The sequence below is a fragment of the Pseudomonas sp. T1.Ur genome (genome assembly GCF_023516725.1).
In the GTDB taxonomy this organism is placed as follows: domain Bacteria; phylum Pseudomonadota; class Gammaproteobacteria; order Pseudomonadales; family Pseudomonadaceae; genus Aquipseudomonas; species Aquipseudomonas alvandae.
In genome coordinates this window covers 5,984,541-6,002,529 of sequence record NZ_JAMGSN010000001.1, presented here as the reverse complement: position 1 = coordinate 6,002,529, position 17,989 = coordinate 5,984,541, and the positions used below count along the sequence as shown (strand labels likewise).

The window sequence follows — 17,989 nt, the reverse complement described above, 5'->3', positions numbered from 1 at the left end:
CGAGCTCGCTCCCACAGGGATCAGCACTGAACACAAATTTCATGTTCGCCAAAAATCCAATGTGGGAGCGAGCTTGCCCGCGATGCTTTTAGCGCTTTTCCCAGACTTCGAAACTGTAGGCCGGCTTGTCCCCTTCGGCCGGGTTCGGCTGGTTCGACACCCGCGTCCATTGGCTCGAATCGAATGCCGGGAACCACGCATCCCCTTCCGGGCTCAGCGCCACGCGGGTCAGGTACAGTCGATCGGCCTGGTCCAGCGCCTGCGCATAGAGCTGGGCCCCGCCGATCAGCATCAACTCATCCACACCCTGTTCCAACGCCCAGGCTTCGGCCCGTTCAACGGCGGCCTCAAGCGTGGAATAAACCTCCGCGCCGTCCAACACCAGGCCGGGCTGGCGGCTGACCACGATGTTCAAGCGACCCGGCAGCGGCCGACCCAGGGAATCCCAGGTCTTGCGGCCCATGATGATCGGCTTGCCCAGGGTGGTGGCCTTGAAGTATTTGAAATCCCCCGGCAAGTGCCAGGGCATGCTGTTGTCGACGCCGATCACGCGGTTTTCACCGAGGGCTGCGATCAGGCTTAGGGGAAGTGTTTTTTTCATGACCGCGAGGATACCAGAGGCCCGGACCGGCGCCACAGCGGTTATGCTCTTTGCTCATTCGAGCAACGGAAGCCCCCGTGACAGAACTGCAGAACCTCTGGTTGACCGAGACGATACGCCTGCGTGAAGAACACGCCGGCCCGCTCGAGGACCAGGAAGCCAATCGCCTGGCCCGCGCGGCAGGAGGCGATTTATCCACCCGCATCCGCCACCGCGCCCGCTGGCTGGCCGACCGCGATGGCCTTACCCAAGCCCTGCGCCATTGGCTGCAAGGGGCGCGCCTGGCACTGGTGGTATTGGCGGTGCTCGCCATCATCAGTGGCGCCGGCCTGGGGTTTGCCGCGCTCGGCGATGGGCGTGCGCCGGTCAATGTCTTCTGGGCCTTGGGCAGTCTGTTGGGGCTGAATCTGATTCTGCTCATCGGCTGGGCCCTGGGCTTGATATTCACCGGGGAACAAGGCGCCACGCTGGGACGCCTTTGGCTGTGGCTCAGCGAAAAACTCGCCCGCGATGCCAAGGCAGCCCAACTGGCGCCAGCCTTGTTGCTGCTGTTGCAACGGCACCGGCTCAACCGCTGGGCACTCGGCGCGCTGGTCAACGGTTTATGGCTGTTGGCGATGCTCAGCGCGTTGGTCATCGTCTTGCTGCTGATGGCGACCCGGCGCTATGGCTTCGTCTGGGAGACCACGATTCTCGGTGGCGAGACCTTTGTCGCCATGACCCAGGCCCTTGGTGCACTGCCGACCCTGCTGGGCTTCAGCGTGCCGACCGTCGAGATGATCCGCGCCAGCGGCGACGCCGCGTTGAATATCGAGAGCGCCCGCCAGGCCTGGGCCGGCTGGTTGGTCGGCGTCCTGCTGGTCTACGGCGGACTGCCACGCCTATGCCTGGCGCTGCTGTGCCTGTGGCGTTGGCGTCGTGGCCGCGCCAGCCTTCACCTGGACTTGAACCTGCCTGGCTACGCGCAGCTGCGCGAGCGGTTGATGCCCAGCAGCGAACGCCTGGGGGTCAACGATGCCGCGCCCGCGCAACTGCACCGAATCGACAGCCCCCTCGGCGCAATGGAAAGTAACGGCGCGTTGCTGGTGGCGATCGAGTTGGACGAACGGCCCTGGCCGCCGAAGCTGCCCGATTCCGTTAAAAACGCCGGCATCCTCGACAGTCGCGAGTCTCGCCACAAACTCCTGGAACAACTGTCGCGCTTTCCTCCCGCGCGCCTGGCGATTGCCTGTGATCCACGGCGCTCGCCAGACCGCGGCAGCCTGGCGTTGATTGCCGAACTGGCCCGCAGCGCCAGCGCCACCCGCGTCTGGCTGCTGCAGGCGCCGCCCGGCGAAGCCCTGGATGCCGAGCGCCTGGGGGACTGGCACAACGCGCTGCAACAACTGCAACTGCCGTTCGCCGACTGCGCCCCGATGAACTGGCTGGAGACCGGCCATGACTGAATCCTTCAAGCCTCTGAAGCTCGCGGTGGTCGGCCACACCAATGTCGGCAAGACCTCCTTGCTGCGGACCTTGACCCGCGACGTCGGCTTCGGCGAGGTTTCCCACCGCCCGAGCACCACCCGTCATGTCGAAGGCGCTCGCCTGTCGGTGGATGGGCAGGCGCTGTTGGAACTGTACGACACGCCGGGGCTGGAAGACGCCATCGCCCTGCTCGATTACCTCGAACGTCTCGAACGTCCCGGTGAACGCCTGGACGGCCCGGCGCGGCTTGCGCGCTTCCTCGACGGCAGCGAGGCTCGGCAACGCTTCGAACAGGAAGCCAAGGTGTTGCGGCAACTGCTCGCCAGCGATGCCGGGCTCTACGTGATCGATGCCCGCGAACCGGTGCTGGCCAAATATCGCGATGAACTGGAAGTGCTCGCCAGTTGCGGCAAACCGTTGCTGCCGGTGCTCAACTTCGTCAGCAGCGCCCATCATCGCGAGCCTGAGTGGCGCGAAGCCCTGGCGCGATTGGGATTGCATGCGCTGGTGCGCTTTGACAGCGTTGCCCCGCCCGAAGATGGCGAACGGCGCCTGTATGAAAGCCTGGCACTGCTGCTGGAAAACGCGCGCGAACAACTGGAGCGCCTGATCGCCGATCAACAGGCCCAGCGCCAGGCGCGCCAGCAGAGTGCAAAGCGCCTGATCGCTGAACTGCTGATCGACTGCGCCGCCTGCCGACGCAGCGTGGCCAGCGATGCCGATGTGGAACGCCAGGCCATCAGCCAATTGCGCGACGCTGTTCGCCAGCGCGAGCAACGCTGCGTCGAAGCTTTGCTCAAGCTCTACGCCTTTCGCCCCCAGGACGCAGCCGCCAGCGATCTGCCACTGCTGGACGGCCGCTGGGGTGATGATCTGTTCAACCCCGACACACTCAGGCAATTGGGCGTGCGGGTCGGTGGCGGGATCGCGGCCGGCGCGGCGGCAGGTGCCGGCGTGGACCTGCTGGTCGGGGGCCTGACCCTTGGTGCCGCCGCCTTGGCAGGGGCGATTGCCGGCGGCGCGCTGCAAACGGCCCGCAGCTATGGCAATCGGCTGATGGGCAAGCTCAAGGGCCAGCGTGAATTGACGGTGGACGACAGCGTGCTGCGACTGCTGGCCCTGCGCCAACGGCAGCTGTTGCAAGCCATCAACCAGCGCGGCCACGCGGCGATGGACAGCATCCGCATCGACTCGCCCCAGGACAAGACCTGGCGCGAAGGCAAGCTGCCCGAGGCGTTGGGCAAGGCCCGGGCGTATCCGCAGTGGTCCTCGCTCAATCCTGATCCACGACTGAGCCAAGCCGAACGACAGGAACAGATCCTGACCCTGGCGTCCCAGCTCTAGTCGTCCTGGCCGATCACTTCCAGTTGAATTGAAGGAAGGTATCAGCCAGACGCTGGACCAATCGATCATCTACACGGTCGATCACCCCGTCCTGGTTCACATCGTGGTGTATGTTCCACTCCAGCTTGCCGTCATTGTCGAAATCATAGGCGGCGTGCCAGGACACGAGACTGCGCTCGCTGGTGACGGCGCCGCCCTCGTGGAGCTCCAGACGCACGGTATCTGGCGTACCGTCGGCGTAGAAATCCTTGCAGAAGACCCGCAGGTAACGCCTCCAGACCGCGCCACGATTGAACCAGTTCAGCAGGAGGTAATGATTGGCGAAGCTTTCCAGCAAGCGTTCGTCGACTGTGTTTTCTTGTCCGTTGTTGGTGACGTCGCCCATTTTGTAATCAACCTTGCCGTCACCGTCGATATCCAGGGCGAAGGCTGTGTTGGAAAGTGTGGGGCGCACGCCAGGCTCGACTGCCTGGGAGAAATGCAGGAAAACAGTATCGGCCTTACCGTTGCGCAGACGATCCTGAGCGGTGACTTGTAGATAACGCATGGAGAATTCCCTTTCCGATTGAGGTCCGCAGACGCTACCGGGGAAACAAGGGAACCACCACGGAACCTTTCACCCAGACTCGTAGGATTCTTCGCTCTCAAAGGATGGAAAAATTAGTAGGTGGCCGTTATTCGCGTATCAACGCTTCAAAGGTTGCCAAGGCTGCCGCGGCTTCGGCCAACTCCAACTCGCTGAACACCTGAACGCCATTACGCCTGAGCAACGCCGCCGTCACGCCTTCGCCCGGCACCTTCACACCACTGAACGTGCCGTCATAAGTCAGCAGGTTGCCGCAAGACGGGCTGTTGGCCTTGAGCACAGCGATCCGGATGCCGTGTTCGCGCACCAGATCCAATGCCTGATGCGCACCGGACAGAAACTGCACGGTCACGTCCTCGCCGTCGGTGGTAATCACCGTCGCGTCGCCATCGAGCACTTGCGCGCCTTGCCCGCCAGGAATCTCCGCCGCCGCCCGGGGCGTGGGCAAGCCGCCGGCGACTTCCGGGCACAGGGGCACGATCCGGCCCTCGTCGAGCCATTGCTGGAGCTGATCGAACGGACCACTGGCGCCACCGTCGTAGCGTACGCGGTGACCGAGCAGGCAGCGACTGACGAGGATCTTTTCCATGATCAGAACAACTCGTTGCCGCGACGTCGGAACCAACCGGTCAACGACAGGCGATCACGGGTGGCCGGCAGGACTTCATGGGGGATGTCCCCGGAGAGAAACACCACCAGGCAGCCGCCCGTGGGCACCACGTCATGCTCCACGCCGTCATCCAGGTACATGCGCAATTGACCGCCGTGTTCCGGCAACCAGGCGTCGTTGAGATAGAGCACCGCCGAGACCATGCGCCGGTCATCATCGCGGAATCGGTCGACGTGCTTGAGATAGAACGCACCCGGCGGATACAGGGCAAAGTGGCTTTCAAAATCCTCCAGCCCCAGGAACAGCCCACGGTTCAAGGCCTCGCGCAGGCTGTCCATCAGCGCCAGGTACCGATCGCAGGCATCGACCTGGCCAGGCTCGATCCACTGGATGCGATCACCCCGGATACCCTCTCGAATCTCGGAAAAAGGCCCACGCCCGACGGCGGCCGGGGCCAGTTCACCTTCAACGGCACGCTGGCGGCATTCAGCCGCCAGGGCACGCGTCAGCGCATCCGGCAGGAAGATGTTCTGCTGCGACCAGCCGCGCTCGGCCAGGTCGTCGACGATACGTAACAGCAACGGATGATCAGAAGGTATTTGCATGGCGCGCATAGTATTCCTGTGCCTGCAAAACCGACAGCGCCGCGCAGCAGTTCAGCCACGCCAGATAGCACCGCCGTACGAACTTGATACGAATTCTCGACAAGTTCCCGTACCCCACGGAGAATAGTCCGCTGCTGACAGGAGTCCCTATGCGCCGTTTGCTTTTCTCACTGTTGATGTTCTGCGTTTTGCCCGCCTGGGCAGACAGCTACGACCAGTTGTACAAGGTCGCCGGCTGGCCGGAACAGCGGGCGCATTTCAATGACGCCTTGAGCGCCGCGCAGCAGCGGTACCAGAGCAGCCTGCCGCCGGCGGTGTTCCAGGCGCTGGTGAACAACAGCAATCAACGCTTCGCGCCCCAGGCCATGGATCAACGGGCCGAGGCCCAACTGCGCAAGGCACTTGCCGATCCGAACCCTGCCCTGAGCTTTTTCCAGACGCCGCTGGGCCGCAAAGTCGTCGCCGCCGAACTGCTTGCCACCCGCCGCGATCAATTGGCGAAAAACGCCAAGGGCCTGCCGAAGATGCAAGCCAGCGACAATCGCCTGCTGCTCATCGGCCACCTGGCCCAGGCCCTGCCCGCCCGTGAAGCGGGCGCCGAAGTCAGCCTGGCGATCGCCGGCGTGGCCGCCGACAGCCTGAGCTCGATGATTCCCGGCCTGCTCGGCGGTGGCCAGGCCCAAGGCATGCTCAACGGCCAACGCCAGCGCCTGATGGACCAGATTGGCGCGGACCTGAACAACACGCTGCTGTACGTCTACCGCGACCTGAGCGACACCGAGCTGGAAGAGTTTTCCACCTTCGCCGAGTCGGCCGAGGGGCGGGCGTATTACCAGGCCGCCTTGGCGGCGATTCGGGCGGGGTTGGCGGTGGGGCAGAACCTGGGGCAGTAGGGATTCAAAATCGCTATCGCGAGCAAGCTCGCTCCCACAGGGACTGAATGCACAGTTCCATTGTGGGAGCGAGCTTGCTCGCGATTGACTGTAGCCCAATCACCGCCGGATCCGGCTCATCCGCTTGGTCAAGAACGCAAACAACTCCTGCCGAATCTCCAGCGCCTCGTTCGCCAGGTGATGCCGTCCTTCGGGCAGCATCAAGACTTGCGGTCGATCGAACTTACCGCGCAACACCTGCAGGTTGTGCCGCCAATCCACCGTCATGTCTGCCTGCCCCTGCACGATCAGCGGCTGGCGCGAGCTGCTCGGCGCCGCCTCGATACGTTTGATCCATTGCGCCAATGCGCCGACCCATGCGGTGGGCAGGCGCAGCGGTTGCAGCGGGTCAGCCTGCAGGAATGGCAGGAAATCCGGATCGGTGGAGTTCTCGCTGAAGCGCCGGGCAATGCCGGTCACGAACGGCTTGAGCAGGTAATAACTGAGGCGTGACCAGCCCCAGGCCCGAGGCCGCACCAGGGGCGACAACAGGATGACCTGGCCCTGGGCCGGACTTTGCGCGCCCTGGTTGAGCACATGGTCCACCACGATCGCCCCGCCAGTGCTTTGTCCGCACAGGTGCCAGGGTTGCGGCAAATCCAGCGTTCCGGCTTCGGCCAGCAGGCCTTGCAGCGTCGCCTGGTAGTCAGCGAAATCGCCGATGCTGGCGCGCTCTCCACCTGACAGGCCATGGCCCGGCAAGTCGCAACTGATGACGACGAATTGCTGATCCAGTGCCCACTCGATCAGGTGCCGATACAGCCCCATATGGTCGTAATAGCCGTGGAAGAGGAACAAGGTCGCCACGGCTTTTTCCGGCCACCACACTTGCCCCACCAGTTCATACCCGGCGCGCTCGAAGCGCCCCAGGCCTCGGCGCAAGGTACGTGTCGGGAAATCCAGCCCATAGAAGCGCTGATAAGCCTGCGCTTGCGCAGAAAGGGGCTGCCATTGCGCCAGCGGTTGCAGGCTGGCGCGCAGCTGATCGGGGTCGAAAGAGGCAGGCATCAAGAGTCCAGGCAAAAGCGCATCGCGCGAAACAGGCTTTCTGAGCCTGCGATATTCATCTGTCGCGCCAGGCATGGCAAGCTACGCCGCTTCAGAGGATCGACTCCATGCGCTCGTCCCACCGCACGACCTTGCTTGCCAGCCTCATCGCCCTCGGGTGCGCCGCCGTGCTGTGGTTCGCCTACGACTGGTTCCAGGGGCGCTTCCTCAGGGCATTCAGCCAACATACTGCGGTGTTTTCCGGCGATCCTCTGCGCCTGCCGCCCGACCTGGCCGGCCCCGGCGCGATCCGCCTGGTGCATTTCTGGGATCCGGCCTGCCCGTGCAACGTCGGCAACCAGCAGCACCTTTCCGAGCTGATCGACAAATACGCCCCTCAAGGGGTCGAGTTCTATGCGGTTCAGAAAACCGGTAGCCAAGGCCACCTACCCACCCACCTGACCCACCTCAAGCCCCTGGCCGCGTTGCCCGGTTCGGGGCAGATTCCCGCCAGTCCCGCGGTGGCGATCTGGGACCGCGCTGGCAAGCTGGCGTATTTCGGCCCTTACAGCGAGGGCCTGACGTGCAACTCAAGCAACAGTTTTATCGAACCGATTCTCGAAGCACTAAGTGTTAACCGGGAAGTTAACGCGACGCATACCCTCGCGGTCGGCTGTTATTGCCCGTGGTCGACTTCGCATTGATCTAATCAAACTACGATACGTATTGACAATAGCCCACCCTCGCCGCGCAAAGTTGAGCGTTTACTCTGTTTTAGAGCGCTTGCTCAAAGTGACGGTTTCAGCTGAACCGTTTGTCGGATCCAATTTCTCCCAGCGCGCCCGATGCGCCTCATTTTTGCCTTCAAGCCCCAGGCCAGCCGGGTTGATCAGGGGTTTTCGAGGCCTTCGGACCGTTGAGCTGAATCGTTTAACAACCGCCGCCGCAACGTGAACTTTTCTTTAAACGCTTCTCTAAACCCGTACAGCAGATTGTTGATCACCTAGTCGGTTGCGCGGCGGCGCTATATATCGAGGAAGTTGTACACGCCTTTTCATCGTTTTACTTGTCGACCCTCCTAAACCAAACAAAAAATGGAATCGTCAGTGATGCAAAAGTTGCTATGCGCTGCACTTTCCACTTCCACCAAAGAGGATGCTCTCAACCTTGAGGCGTTTGCCCAGTGCGTGGCCCCGCTAGGGGTCGATGTGCTGTTGCGCGGCGAAACCGGCACTGGCAAGGACACCCTGGCGGAAAAGATCCACAGCCTGTCCGGCCGTTCCGGAAAATTCGTCGCCATCAATTGCGCCGCCATCCCCGAATCCCTGGCGGAGAGCCAGCTCTTCGGGGCCAATACCGGGGCATTCACCGGGGCCAGCCAGAATCGCGCCGGGTTCGTCGAAGCCGCGCACAACGGCACCCTGTACCTGGATGAAATCGACAGCATGCCGCTGGGGCTGCAAGCCAAGCTGCTGCGTGTCCTGGAGTCGAGGACGGTGCAGCGGCTGGGCTCGACCCAGAACATCCCGGTGGACATGCGGGTGATCGCCTCGGCCCAAAGCCCATTGGCGGACATGGTCGAACGCGGCGAATTTCGCCGGGATCTCTATTTCCGCCTGAACATCATCAGCCTCAAGTTGCCGCCGCTGCGCAGCCGCAAGGAGCGCATCGTGCCGCTGTTCCAGACACTTGTGCGCCGCGAAGCCCAAGCGCTTGACCGCCCCTATGTCGCGCCGTCACCCGCACTGTTGCGCCAGTTGCTCGGCTACGCCTGGCCCGGAAACATTCGCGAGCTGCAATCGGCCGCCAAGCGCTACGTACTCGGCCTCCCGGCACTGCCCCGCGCCGAGCAGCTGGAGCACAACAGCTCGACGCTCAAGCTGAAGGAACACCTGCAGCAGTTCGAAAAGATCCTCATCGAAGACTGCATGCGCCGTCACCATCACTGCATCGACAAAGTCATCGCCGAACTGGGCATCGCCCGGCGCACGCTGTATTACCGGATGAAGTGCCTGCAAATCTCGTCGAGTTGAGTGGATCGGTGGAACCGTTTGCGCAGCGGTCGCCACTTAACCGTCGAGACGTTCACGATCGTCTCGCCATTCCACAATCCGGAGATACGACTATGAGTTTCGGTGGAGCTTCTCTCGCCGCCTCCATGGCTGCCATGCAGCAGATGGACGCCACGTCGGCGGCGATGACGACCATGAAATCCCAATTCGACCAGAAGAAACTGGTCGCCGACACCATGAATGCCATTTCAGCGGAGTCGATGGACAGCGCGACCAAGGCCATCACCGCCATGGGGGAGGCGTCGAAAAACATACGATTCTGACCCTCTCGCTCCAGCCCCGCTCCGGCGGGGAACCTCACGTGCGATGAGAGGAGGCCCTATGCAGATCCATTCGCCCGACAGCCTTCACGTTCCCAGGGACTTGCCCCGCGACGACACGACGCAGCGCCCCACCTCGACTTCGGCGGGCCTGGCGAATCTGCTCGCCGAACATCTGGCGCTTCCGGGGGCGGGCAACCGGCTGCGCGAATCGCTCGTGCAATGGGGCAACGAGCACGGCTCGACAGGCGGCCAGTCCCGGCCAGGCCTGCCCAGCCCACAGGACAGACTGGCGGCAGAGACCGAAGCGCCTCTGCACCTGGTGCTCGAAGACATTCTTGAAGAGATCAACGGCGGCACCGGCTCCACGCTCGACGTGGACATCGATGACGCCTATTCCAACGAAGACCTGTTCAACGACCTGGCGCAGATGCTTGCCCATCGCCGGCAGCCCATCGGCGACAACGATGTCGACAGCCAGAGCGATTTCGGCAACGCCAACAACCCGTTCTGTGGCGCGCTGTTCGGCGCCTGGGAAATGGAGGGCGACCACGCCACGCGGCGCAGTCGGCATGACACGAGCCTGGCGCTGCTGCTCAAGATCATCGCGGTGCTGGGCCGCAGGAAACTGCTGACGCTGCTGGACGTCGACGAAGACGAAGGCCTGGCGCGTTATGAGCAAGACGACCTGGACCTGTTGTTCGAGGTCGCGGCATTCATGGACCAGCATCCGGGACGATATCCGCCACCGGCGAGCCTCGATGCACAGAAGTGGACGTGGACCGAACGTATTGCCTGTGGCGCATGGCTGGACGCCGGCGAGACGCGGTTGTTCCAACTCGCCCTGGAAGAACTGGACCTCGCCCTGGCCCGCCTGGCCGGCCAGCATGCCCCGCTGCAGCGCCGTGGTCGACGCAGCCGGGAAGAAATCGAGTTTCACCTGAGCGTCACCGGTAGCGCTCGCAATGTCTTGAAGCTGATGTACGCCTGAAGCCCACCCTGAAATTGGAGAAAATCCATGACCATCCAAGCCATCGACACGACCAGCGTTGCCTCCACCGCTGCCAAGCCTGGCAGCAGCCCCCACGCGCGAGCCGAGACCAGCGATGTCAGCTGGTTCAACGCGCAAATGCACGAGAAGCCCCCAGTCCCTGACAGCGAAAACAATGTCGCGGCGAGGATCATCGATTCGCTGTCCAGCCGCTCCGGCGAGTTGCAGCGCCTGGATGATCGCGCCAACCGCGACATGCTCAAGGCCATCCGCACCGCCGATCCGCAGGACATGTTGCAGTCGAACCGGTCGCTGTCGTCCTTCCACCTGGAGAGCCTGATGACCGCGAAGATCGTCAGCAAGGGCTCCCAGGCCATCGAGAAGCTCACCAATCTCCAGTAAAGGGAAGCCGGTCATGTTCATGCGCGCATTCTCATCTTTAGTGCTGTGCCTGTTGCTCGCCGGTTGCGACGAAAGGACCGCGCTGCACAGTCATCTCTCCGAGCAGGATGCCAATGAAGTGATCGCCGAACTGGCGAACAAGAATGTCGAGGCCAGCAAGCAGGTCGACAAGGACGGGCTGACCGTACTGGTCGAGCCGGCCGACATGAACAGCGCCGTGCAGGTGCTGGAAGCGGCCGGCCTGCCACGCCGGTCGCGCTCCAGCCTGGGGGAGATCTTCCGCAAGGAAGGGGTGATTTCAACGCCGATGGAAGAGCGCGCCCGCTACATCTACGCACTGTCCCAGGAGCTCGAATCAACGCTGTCGCAAATCGATGGCGTGGTGCTCGCCCGGGTCCACGTGGTCCTGCCGGAACGGGTCGCGCCTGGCGAGCCGGTCCAACCGGCATCGGCCTCGGTGTTCATCAAGCACACCAGCGCCCTGGACCCCGACAGCATCACGCCGCGCGTGCGCAACCTGGTCGCCAGCGGGATCCCCGGCATGGCCGACGCGGCCCAGAACCCGGCCAAGCTGTCGGTGGTCTTCGTCCCCGCCGCGGCTTATCAGGAACGGCGCAAGATGGCTTATTTCGGACCGTTCCTGATGCAGGCCGAAGACGTCGGTTATTGGCGAGCGGTGACCGTTGCGGCCAGCGTTACGTTGCTCGCGCTCCTGGCCGGCGTCTTGTACGGCGTCTATCGGTTGTGGCGCAACGGCGTGCTGGTGTTGCCGCGTTTTCTCGATCGCAAGGCGGGAGCGCAAGCGCCGCAACCGAGCGGCGCGACACCGCCCCTGTTTGCAGTGAAGACCCCGGGGGCCAAGCCTGACAGCAACGGGACGGCGGCATGAACGCGACGCTCGACTGGGTTCGCTGGTGGAGTCTTGCGTGGCGCGAGGCCGATCGGGACTGGTATCCGCCGGCGCTTCGCCTGTTGTCCGCAGCCCACATGGACGCCTTGGCGCGAGGGCATCATGCCGCACTGGCGCGCCGCTTCGGCATCACGCCTTGCACACCGCCATCGCCCAATCCTTCGGTGCTTTCGCTGTGTTGCGGCACGCCCCGGACCCTGCACCTTGCTTGCCAATTGGTGGCCAACACTTGTTCGCCGTTAACGGTGTCCGATGAGCTTTCCCCACAGGATCAGGCCTGGTGCGAGCGCACCGCCAAGGCATTGCGTCCCGGCCATTGGCTCGAACAGGGCCAGGATTCCCTCGCACTGCTGCGCGCCTGGCTGGGAGAGCGGACCTGGGAACGGGTGCGCCTGGCCTTCCCGCGCAACAGGATTATCGCCCTCGAATCGCAGCCCTTCCCACAGCCGCCCGCCGCCAAGCTCAACACGCTCTGGCAGTCCGCCTGCTGGAAAGCCGAGCAAAGCCTGGCGCCAGCGACCACCCAAACGGAGATGCACGATGCTCGCCCGGCGCTCGCTTGAACTACGCCCCGAAGGTCAAGGCTTGCAACAGCCTTACATCCCTTACGAAACCCTGGTCGATTGTGGCCGTGCCCAGGCGGTACTCGAAAAAGCCCAGGCACAGGCCGCGCAGTTGATCGCACACGCCGCCGAACAGGCCGACGCGGCAGTGATGGAGGCTCAAGCCCGATTCTGGGAGAACGCCGAAACCGTGCTCGCCGCCTGGGAAAGCCAGCGCCAGGCCATGTGGGAACGGATCGAGACCAGCGCCGCACAATTAGTCAATGAGGCCTTGGGGACGCTGCTGGACGATGTCCCAGGGCAGGCACGGATCGATGCGCTCGTGCGTCAGTTGGCGGCCCGCCAGGACGATCCCATCGAGGCCACCCTTCGCTGTCATCCCGATGACCTGGCGTGCCTGGCGCAAAGCCTGGGCGCGGCCGGCGAACGTCCTTGGACACCCGTCGCGGACGCCAACTTGGAGGTTCATCAGCTGAAGCTGGAAACACCGGGAGGGACGTTCCTGCTCGATTGGGAAACGGCCGTCGAAGCGTTGCGCCTGCCTGAACCGCAGCGGTAGCACCACGATCCCGTGGCGAGGGAGCTTGCTCCCGCTCGGCTTTGTAGGAGCTGGCGAAGCCTGCGATCTTTTGATCTTTTGATCTTTTGATCTTTTGATCTTTTGATCTTTTGATCTTTTGATCTTTTGATCTTTTGATCTTTTGATCTTTTGATCTTTTGATCTTTTGATCTTTTGATCTTTTGATCTTTTGCTCAAGCTTCAATGAGCCGTGAAAAGATCGCAGCCTCGCTTCGCTCGGCAGCTCCTACAAAACCAGCGGGAGCATGATCATTCTCGCCAGCCGATCTTTTTCCTCACTTTTCGCGGAACCGCCACTGGCGTAACCACCACTCATCCGGTGAACACGCCTATCTCGGAGGAACCGTCCATGTCTTCTATCGATGCCTTGCAGCGCCGCCTCGACACCTACTTCCAGCGCGCGACCGATAACGTCAACAACGCGGCGATCAATGCCGCTGAGAGCCAATCACTGGACGACATGCATTCGTTCTTCACCAGCATGAACGGCATGTCGGTCGCGGTGAACGCCGCCACCCAACAAACCACCGCCCACCACAACCTCGCCAAGGCGATCATCGATGCAATGCCATGAGCTGCGCACACAGCTCGCCCGCTGGCGCGCCAGCGTCGATGGCCCCGAGCATTTCGCCCTGGTCGTCGACGATGGCGAAGCGGTTTTCAACACGCTCGAAGCCGGCTTGCTGGTGTCGGTCGAGTTGAATGTCGCGCTGGGCAACGAAGCATCCCTGGAAGACGTCCTGCGGCTGGCGCACCCAAGCCTCTCGCGATTCCCCGGTGCGCTGGCCCGTTCGCCGCGGGACGATCGGTTATGGCTACTGGCGCACCTGGCCCAGGACGCACACCTCGACGATTTGCTCGAAACCCTCGAAGCCTTGCTCAACCAGCGGGACACCTGGCTGTCGGCCCTTCATAAAAGCCCACGTGCCGTCGCGCAACGTCCCTCGCATTTTCACTTGCTCGGAACAGGAATCCGCCATGCCTAACAGGTGGCTAGCACCGTACCCTTCGTTGTCCGCCGGCAAGGCAGTTCTTCGCCGGTCGATCGCGCGTCGTTGGACGAAAGCCTCGTTGCTCGCCCTGGCCTTGGCCGGCGCGCTAGGCGCGGGCATGCCGACAGAGGCGGCAGTACCGACCGACTGGAAGAACACGCCGTACGCCTACGATGCCCAGAACACGCCACTGCCCAAGGTACTCGGCGACTTTGCCAACACCTTTGGCGTGCAACTGGTGCTCGACGGCACCGTGAAAGGCACCGTCGACGGTCGAATGCGCGCTGAAAGTCCCCAGGCGTTCCTCGATCGGCTCGGCCTGGAAAATCGCTTCCAGTGGTTCATGTACGGCAACACCCTGTACGTCAGCCCGTTGCAGAACCAGGACTCCAAGCGCCTGGAAGTGTCCGCCGACGCGGCACCGGACATGAAGCAAGCCTTGATCGACATCGGCCTGCTGGACCCGCGCTTCGGTTGGGGCGAGTTGCCCGACGAAGGCGTGGTCCTGGTCTCCGGCCCGGAACGCTACGTGCGCCTGGTGGCGCAGTTTGCCGAAGCACGCAAGACACCTGAAGAGAAACAGGAAGTGATCAGCTTCCCGCTGCGCTACGCCACCGCCGCCGACCGCAGCGTCAAATACCGGGGCGATACGCTGGTGATTCCCGGGGTCGCGACCATCCTCAAAGGCCTGCTGGAAAGCCGCAGCGCCGTTTCGGGCGGGATGCAGGCGGCCTCGCCCCAAGCGGCGTTCCAGAACATGCAGGCCCAGCAGTCCATGAGCATGGGCAACATCGAGCAGTTGGCGTTGAACGGGATGGGGCGGCCGAACACCCATCGCGTGCAACCCGGCGGCAACACAAGTTCCGGCGGCCGGGGCCGGATCCGCGTCGAAGCCGACGTGCGCAACAACGCGGTGCTCATCTACGACTCACCCAAACGGCGGGAGATCTACACACCGCTGATCCGAGATGTAGACGTGCCGCGCAAGCTCGTGGAGATTGACGCGATCATCCTCGACATCGACCGCACCCAACTGGCCGAGCTGGCGTCGAACTGGAACGTTGAAAGTGGCGACCTGATTGGCGGTGCCTCGATGATTCGTCCCGGCGCCAGCTCGACGGTGTTCATCCAGGACTACGGCGATTTCTCTGCGCAACTGCGCGCCCTGGAAGGTCGCGGCCTGGCCTCGGTGGTGGCCAATCCGTCGGTGTTGACCCTGGAAAACCAACCGGCGGTCATCGACTTCAGCAAGACCGAATACATCTCCGCCATCGGCGAACGCGTGGCCACCGTCGAGCCCATCACGGCCGGCACCAGCCTGCAAGTGGTGCCCCACGCCATCGAGACCGGTGGCCGCAACCAGATCCAGATGTCCCTGGACATCGAGGACGGTCGCATCGAACCCTCGGAAGTCGGCCAACAGACCCCCAGCGTGCGCCGGGGCGTGGTCAGCACCCAGGCAGTGATGGGGGAAAGCCGCTCGTTGGTGGTGGGCGGCTTTCATACCGAAGAAACCGGGGACAACCTTGAGCGGGTGCCGTGGCTGGGGCGTATCCCCCTGATCGGACCGCTGCTGTTCTCCTCGACCACGCGCGAGACCAGTCGCCGCGAACGGGTGTTCATCCTCACGCCCCGCCTGATCGGTGACCAGGTCGACCCGGCTCGCTACATCTCCGCACTCGACCGTGAACAAGTGGACAGCGCCATGGCGCGCCTGGAAGAGCGACGCAACGGCACCCGCCCCGTCGGTCGCGTCGAGGTCAGCGATGTCCTCGCGCAACTGGCCGATGGCAATATCCCGGCGACGTTCAAGCAGGCCGCCTCGATCCCCTACTCGCCCGAGACGCTGTGTGCCTTGCAACCCGGCTTGTCCCTGGATGCCACAAGAGCCCAATGGTTCGCCGGCCCGGACTACGGCATCGCCGTGGGCGTGGTGCGCAACGAGGGCAGTCATCGGCTGCGCTTCGACGAGGCAAGCTGCAGCACCCGTTGGACCCTGGCGGCTTCCGCCTGGCCGAAGGTGTGGCTGGAGCCGGGCGAAGAAACGGAAGTGTTCGTCGTCATGAAACAACCCAAGCGCACGCCAGGCGGCGGACGCGCTTCTCTCCTGCAAACCAGTGCGAGGACCACGCCATGAGTCGCACGCTGAAGCTACTCGTCTTATTGCTGAGCCTGCCGGTGTTCGCCGGCTGTGCAAGCCGCTGGGGCTGCCAGGGCGATGCCTGCGACCGAGCCGAACCCGACACCGGCCGGCTGGTGATCTGGTGGTCGCCCGGCATGCGCGGCGGCCTGGGTTCACCCGAACACCCGCTCGACCACACGGTCGTTCCACTGGAGAACTGAAACGGTATGTCTTTTTCGGTACACAGCGTAAGCACGCGCCAGGCTTTTCAGAAAAACATCATCGCCGGCATCGCGACGTATTGGGAAATTGCCCCGGGCATCGAATTCTGCCTGCGACGTGAACCCCACAGCGTGGGGCTCGCCTTGCAGGTGCACAGCCAGGCGCTGCGGGCGAACCAGATGCAGCACGCACTCGAACGACGTTTCGCCCACCCGGGAGACTACGCGCAGCTGTTCCTGTTTCTTGATCCGCAGCGCGCATTGGTGGTTTGGCAAGCCCTGCCGCAATCACCGATATCGTCGCAAATGCTCGACGAGATCCAGTCCCGGCAGTTGGCGCTGCTGGGCCTGGAAGACCTCGATGACTATTCGGTGGCTTATTAAGTATTCGCCGTGAGCCGTGGCGAGGGAGCTCGCTCCCGTGTAGGAGCTGCCGAGCGAAGCGAGGCTGCGATCTTTTCCAAGACACTTGAATCCCGAACGAAGGATCAGGATCAGGATCAGGATCAGGATCAGGATCAGAAGATCGCAGGCTTCGCCAGCTCCTACAGGGCCTGGCGGGAGCAGGCTCCCTCGCTACATTCGATCATCATTTGCATAGGAAGATTTTCCATGACCGCTCCACCCATCGCCCAGCGCCTGATCGCGGCCCTCGCGGAACATCTGCATGCGGATCTTCAGCTGGAGGGCGGCGTCTGTGCGTTGTATGACGCGAGCAATCGCGAAGCCGTGGTCATCGAGCTGCCCGAACACGGCGATCTCGCCATCCTCCACTGCGCGGTCGACGTGCCAGCCCATATGCCCGGCCTGCACAAGCGCTTGCTGGAGCTCAACTTTCGATTGGACTTGCTCGCCGGCAGTTGGCTGGCCCTGGACGACAAGGGCAGCGTTCGCTTGTGTGCCCACTGCCCGTTGTCGATGCTCGATGAAGCGCAGTTCTGCCATTGGGTCGTAGGTTTCATCGGCCAGGTCGGCGAGGTGCGTACACGCTGGATGCCGGCCGCAGCACCCACGGCTTCACGTCCAGCCTCGCTCAACGCGAGCCGTGCCCGGCTGGTCTAGACAACGAACGTGGCGAGGGGATTTATCCCCTCGCCACGGTTTCTCCTGAGTGATTGCGGTCCTTACCGAAGCTTCATCGCCTCGCCACCCTCCTGCATGACTTTCCTGGCGCTGTCCATGAAGCCCTTGGTCACCTCCGTCACCGTATCGCTCATCAGCTTGGCCATGTCGGCGGAGCTTTTGACCAGCACCATGGCGCTCTGGCGCTCCTCCATCCCCATCTGCAGCTGGAACTGCTTTTCCATCAACTGCTTCTGGCGGGTCTCCATCTCGCTCATGAACGAGTCGGGCGTGCGGGGTGCTGTCGTGGAACTGGAACTTTGCGGGTCATCCAGCGGCCGATCGTCCGGCGCCGCCGTACGGTTCGCGCCCCGTGTGCGGGTCCGGCCACGTTGGTGCACCGTTGGCGGCGTCGAAGACGAACGCCCACGCGCGTGCAGGCTTTGAGTGCCGGTGCGCTGCTGGGCGTCGCGAGGTTGCTGGCTCAACGAGGGTGAGCGCGACGAGTGCAAACCTTCGGCGCCATGCAGGGCACCGGTGCCCCTTATGGCATTGGACAGCGAATTGGGTTCAGGCATGGAAAACCTCCACGAGTCGATGGGCGTGCAATGCGCACGTTTGGCAAGCCGGCATCGCCCGGGCGAGTCCGACTCACTCCCTGAGTGGCGCCCGCGTATGCATC

At 63.2% G+C, this 17,989-nt stretch carries 23 protein-coding genes; 17 read left to right on the top strand and 6 right to left on the bottom strand.

Annotated elements, in window-relative coordinates; translation table 11 throughout:
- Positions 1 to 88: 88 nt before the first annotated feature.
- The gene (locus tag M8Q45_RS26590) at positions 89 to 601 is read right to left on the bottom strand and encodes a dihydrofolate reductase (RefSeq protein ID WP_249877029.1); all 513 of its coding nucleotides are present in this window, start codon (positions 599 to 601) and stop codon (positions 89 to 91) included.
- Positions 602 to 678: 77 nt separating this feature from the next.
- On the opposite strand from M8Q45_RS26590, the gene M8Q45_RS26585 reads away from it, so the two are divergent.
- Together M8Q45_RS26585 and M8Q45_RS26580 are read left to right on the top strand one after the other, a co-directional pair.
- Entirely contained in the window at positions 679 to 2,046 is a 1,368-nt protein-coding gene (locus tag M8Q45_RS26585) for a DUF2868 domain-containing protein (RefSeq protein ID WP_249877028.1), read from the top strand.
- Complete coding sequence (locus M8Q45_RS26580; RefSeq protein ID WP_249877027.1) at positions 2,039 to 3,412, top strand: GTPase/DUF3482 domain-containing protein; 1,374 nt, start codon at positions 2,039 to 2,041, stop codon at positions 3,410 to 3,412. The genes M8Q45_RS26585 and M8Q45_RS26580 overlap by 8 nt, the downstream gene beginning before the upstream one ends.
- Positions 3,413 to 3,425: 13 nt before the next feature.
- Here M8Q45_RS26580 and M8Q45_RS26575 read toward each other — a convergent pair whose 3' ends face one another.
- The 3 genes from M8Q45_RS26575 to M8Q45_RS26565 all read right to left on the bottom strand — a co-directional run bounded on the left by M8Q45_RS26575 (position 3,426) and on the right by M8Q45_RS26565 (position 5,222).
- Positions 3,426 to 3,959, bottom strand: a complete 534-nt coding sequence (locus M8Q45_RS26575) for a hypothetical protein (protein WP_249877026.1) — start codon at positions 3,957 to 3,959, stop codon at positions 3,426 to 3,428.
- A gap of 127 nt (positions 3,960 to 4,086) precedes the next feature.
- On the bottom strand, positions 4,087 to 4,587 hold the full coding sequence (locus M8Q45_RS26570) for a 2-thiouracil desulfurase family protein (protein ID WP_249877025.1): 501 nt from the start codon (positions 4,585 to 4,587) through the stop codon (positions 4,087 to 4,089).
- Between the two features lie 2 nt (positions 4,588 to 4,589).
- Positions 4,590 to 5,222: a 2OG-Fe(II) oxygenase gene (locus M8Q45_RS26565; RefSeq protein WP_030138385.1), complete on the bottom strand. Its 633-nt coding sequence runs from the start codon at positions 5,220 to 5,222 to the stop codon at positions 4,590 to 4,592.
- Between the two features lie 140 nt (positions 5,223 to 5,362).
- Between M8Q45_RS26565 and M8Q45_RS26560 the strand changes: the two genes are divergently transcribed.
- Entirely contained in the window at positions 5,363 to 6,106 is a 744-nt protein-coding gene (locus M8Q45_RS26560; RefSeq protein ID WP_249877024.1) for a DUF2059 domain-containing protein, read from the top strand.
- 99 nt (positions 6,107 to 6,205) lie between these two features.
- Here the strand turns inward: M8Q45_RS26560 and bipL are convergent, their stop codons facing one another.
- Positions 6,206 to 7,153, bottom strand: coding sequence for a phospholipase BipL (gene bipL / locus M8Q45_RS26555; RefSeq protein ID WP_249877023.1), 948 nt, complete (start codon positions 7,151 to 7,153; stop codon positions 6,206 to 6,208).
- A 107-nt stretch (positions 7,154 to 7,260) separates the two neighbouring features.
- On the opposite strand from bipL, the gene M8Q45_RS26550 reads away from it, so the two are divergent.
- The 14 genes from M8Q45_RS26550 to M8Q45_RS26485 all read left to right on the top strand — a co-directional run bounded on the left by M8Q45_RS26550 (position 7,261) and on the right by M8Q45_RS26485 (position 17,307).
- Positions 7,261 to 7,836: a DUF6436 domain-containing protein gene (locus M8Q45_RS26550; protein WP_249877022.1), complete on the top strand. Its 576-nt coding sequence runs from the start codon at positions 7,261 to 7,263 to the stop codon at positions 7,834 to 7,836.
- Positions 7,837 to 8,241: 405 nt separating this feature from the next.
- Positions 8,242 to 9,165, top strand: a complete 924-nt coding sequence (locus M8Q45_RS26545) for a sigma-54-dependent Fis family transcriptional regulator (RefSeq protein WP_030138389.1) — start codon at positions 8,242 to 8,244, stop codon at positions 9,163 to 9,165.
- A complete protein-coding gene (locus tag M8Q45_RS28705) occupies positions 9,141 to 9,467 on the top strand; it encodes a type III secretion system major pilin HrpA (RefSeq protein WP_502940484.1) in 327 nt (108 codons plus the stop codon). The genes M8Q45_RS26545 and M8Q45_RS28705 overlap by 25 nt, the downstream gene beginning before the upstream one ends.
- Positions 9,468 to 9,525: 58 nt before the next feature.
- Entirely contained in the window at positions 9,526 to 10,455 is a 930-nt protein-coding gene (locus M8Q45_RS26535) for a harpin HrpZ family protein (protein WP_249877021.1), read from the top strand.
- Positions 10,456 to 10,482: 27 nt separating this feature from the next.
- Positions 10,483 to 10,857, top strand: a complete 375-nt coding sequence (gene sctI / locus M8Q45_RS26530) for a type III secretion system inner rod subunit SctI (protein WP_249877020.1) — start codon at positions 10,483 to 10,485, stop codon at positions 10,855 to 10,857.
- A 13-nt stretch (positions 10,858 to 10,870) separates the two neighbouring features.
- The gene (gene sctJ, locus M8Q45_RS26525) at positions 10,871 to 11,746 is read left to right on the top strand and encodes a type III secretion system inner membrane ring lipoprotein SctJ (RefSeq protein WP_249877019.1); all 876 of its coding nucleotides are present in this window, start codon (positions 10,871 to 10,873) and stop codon (positions 11,744 to 11,746) included.
- The gene (locus M8Q45_RS26520) at positions 11,743 to 12,330 is read left to right on the top strand and encodes a hypothetical protein (protein WP_249877018.1); all 588 of its coding nucleotides are present in this window, start codon (positions 11,743 to 11,745) and stop codon (positions 12,328 to 12,330) included. Before sctJ ends, M8Q45_RS26520 begins: the two co-directional genes overlap by 4 nt.
- Positions 12,308 to 12,889, top strand: a complete 582-nt coding sequence (sctL, locus tag M8Q45_RS26515; protein ID WP_249877017.1) for a type III secretion system stator protein SctL — start codon at positions 12,308 to 12,310, stop codon at positions 12,887 to 12,889. Before M8Q45_RS26520 ends, sctL begins: the two co-directional genes overlap by 23 nt.
- Before the next feature lie 370 nt (positions 12,890 to 13,259).
- A complete protein-coding gene (locus M8Q45_RS26510) occupies positions 13,260 to 13,484 on the top strand; it encodes a type III secretion protein (protein WP_030138396.1) in 225 nt (74 codons plus the stop codon).
- Complete coding sequence (locus tag M8Q45_RS26505; protein WP_249877016.1) at positions 13,471 to 13,896, top strand: type III secretion system chaperone; 426 nt, start codon at positions 13,471 to 13,473, stop codon at positions 13,894 to 13,896. The genes M8Q45_RS26510 and M8Q45_RS26505 overlap by 14 nt, the downstream gene beginning before the upstream one ends.
- Positions 13,889 to 16,039, top strand: a complete 2,151-nt coding sequence (gene sctC / locus M8Q45_RS26500) for a type III secretion system outer membrane ring subunit SctC (protein WP_249877015.1) — start codon at positions 13,889 to 13,891, stop codon at positions 16,037 to 16,039. The genes M8Q45_RS26505 and sctC overlap by 8 nt, the downstream gene beginning before the upstream one ends.
- A complete protein-coding gene (gene hrpT, locus M8Q45_RS26495) occupies positions 16,036 to 16,245 on the top strand; it encodes an HrpT family type III secretion system protein (protein WP_249877014.1) in 210 nt (69 codons plus the stop codon). The genes sctC and hrpT overlap by 4 nt, the downstream gene beginning before the upstream one ends.
- Positions 16,246 to 16,251: 6 nt before the next feature.
- Complete coding sequence (locus tag M8Q45_RS26490) at positions 16,252 to 16,629, top strand: hypothetical protein (RefSeq protein WP_249877013.1); 378 nt, start codon at positions 16,252 to 16,254, stop codon at positions 16,627 to 16,629.
- 228 nt (positions 16,630 to 16,857) lie between these two features.
- Positions 16,858 to 17,307, top strand: a complete 450-nt coding sequence (locus M8Q45_RS26485; protein ID WP_249877012.1) for a type III secretion system chaperone — start codon at positions 16,858 to 16,860, stop codon at positions 17,305 to 17,307.
- Positions 17,308 to 17,369: 62 nt separating this feature from the next.
- Here M8Q45_RS26485 and M8Q45_RS26480 read toward each other — a convergent pair whose 3' ends face one another.
- Entirely contained in the window at positions 17,370 to 17,885 is a 516-nt protein-coding gene (locus M8Q45_RS26480; RefSeq protein ID WP_249877011.1) for a type III effector, read from the bottom strand.
- Positions 17,886 to 17,989: the final 104 nt, after the last annotated feature.

Excerpts from the sequence above, each read along its gene's own strand:
- M8Q45_RS26590 (WP_249877029.1), bottom strand. The coding sequence starts at position 601 with ATGAAAAAAACACTTCCCCTAAGCCTGATCGCAGCCCTCGGTGAAAAC.
- M8Q45_RS26580 (WP_249877027.1), top strand. The coding sequence starts at position 2,039 with ATGACTGAATCCTTCAAGCCTCTGAAGCTCGCGGTGGTCGGCCACACC.
- M8Q45_RS26575 (WP_249877026.1), bottom strand. The coding sequence starts at position 3,959 with ATGCGTTATCTACAAGTCACCGCTCAGGATCGTCTGCGCAACGGTAAG.
- M8Q45_RS26570 (WP_249877025.1), bottom strand. The coding sequence starts at position 4,587 with ATGGAAAAGATCCTCGTCAGTCGCTGCCTGCTCGGTCACCGCGTACGC.
- M8Q45_RS26565 (WP_030138385.1), bottom strand. The coding sequence starts at position 5,222 with ATGCGCGCCATGCAAATACCTTCTGATCATCCGTTGCTGTTACGTATC.
- M8Q45_RS26560 (WP_249877024.1), top strand. The coding sequence starts at position 5,363 with ATGCGCCGTTTGCTTTTCTCACTGTTGATGTTCTGCGTTTTGCCCGCC.
- bipL (WP_249877023.1), bottom strand. The coding sequence starts at position 7,153 with ATGCCTGCCTCTTTCGACCCCGATCAGCTGCGCGCCAGCCTGCAACCG.
- M8Q45_RS26550 (WP_249877022.1), top strand. The coding sequence starts at position 7,261 with ATGCGCTCGTCCCACCGCACGACCTTGCTTGCCAGCCTCATCGCCCTC.
- M8Q45_RS26545 (WP_030138389.1), top strand. The coding sequence starts at position 8,242 with ATGCAAAAGTTGCTATGCGCTGCACTTTCCACTTCCACCAAAGAGGAT.
- M8Q45_RS26535 (WP_249877021.1), top strand. The coding sequence starts at position 9,526 with ATGCAGATCCATTCGCCCGACAGCCTTCACGTTCCCAGGGACTTGCCC.
- sctI (WP_249877020.1), top strand. The coding sequence starts at position 10,483 with ATGACCATCCAAGCCATCGACACGACCAGCGTTGCCTCCACCGCTGCC.
- sctJ (WP_249877019.1), top strand. The coding sequence starts at position 10,871 with ATGTTCATGCGCGCATTCTCATCTTTAGTGCTGTGCCTGTTGCTCGCC.
- M8Q45_RS26520 (WP_249877018.1), top strand. The coding sequence starts at position 11,743 with ATGAACGCGACGCTCGACTGGGTTCGCTGGTGGAGTCTTGCGTGGCGC.
- sctL (WP_249877017.1), top strand. The coding sequence starts at position 12,308 with ATGCTCGCCCGGCGCTCGCTTGAACTACGCCCCGAAGGTCAAGGCTTG.
- M8Q45_RS26510 (WP_030138396.1), top strand. The coding sequence starts at position 13,260 with ATGTCTTCTATCGATGCCTTGCAGCGCCGCCTCGACACCTACTTCCAG.
- M8Q45_RS26505 (WP_249877016.1), top strand. The coding sequence starts at position 13,471 with ATGCAATGCCATGAGCTGCGCACACAGCTCGCCCGCTGGCGCGCCAGC.
- sctC (WP_249877015.1), top strand. The coding sequence starts at position 13,889 with ATGCCTAACAGGTGGCTAGCACCGTACCCTTCGTTGTCCGCCGGCAAG.
- hrpT (WP_249877014.1), top strand. The coding sequence starts at position 16,036 with ATGAGTCGCACGCTGAAGCTACTCGTCTTATTGCTGAGCCTGCCGGTG.
- M8Q45_RS26490 (WP_249877013.1), top strand. The coding sequence starts at position 16,252 with ATGTCTTTTTCGGTACACAGCGTAAGCACGCGCCAGGCTTTTCAGAAA.
- M8Q45_RS26485 (WP_249877012.1), top strand. The coding sequence starts at position 16,858 with ATGACCGCTCCACCCATCGCCCAGCGCCTGATCGCGGCCCTCGCGGAA.
- M8Q45_RS26480 (WP_249877011.1), bottom strand. The coding sequence starts at position 17,885 with ATGCCTGAACCCAATTCGCTGTCCAATGCCATAAGGGGCACCGGTGCC.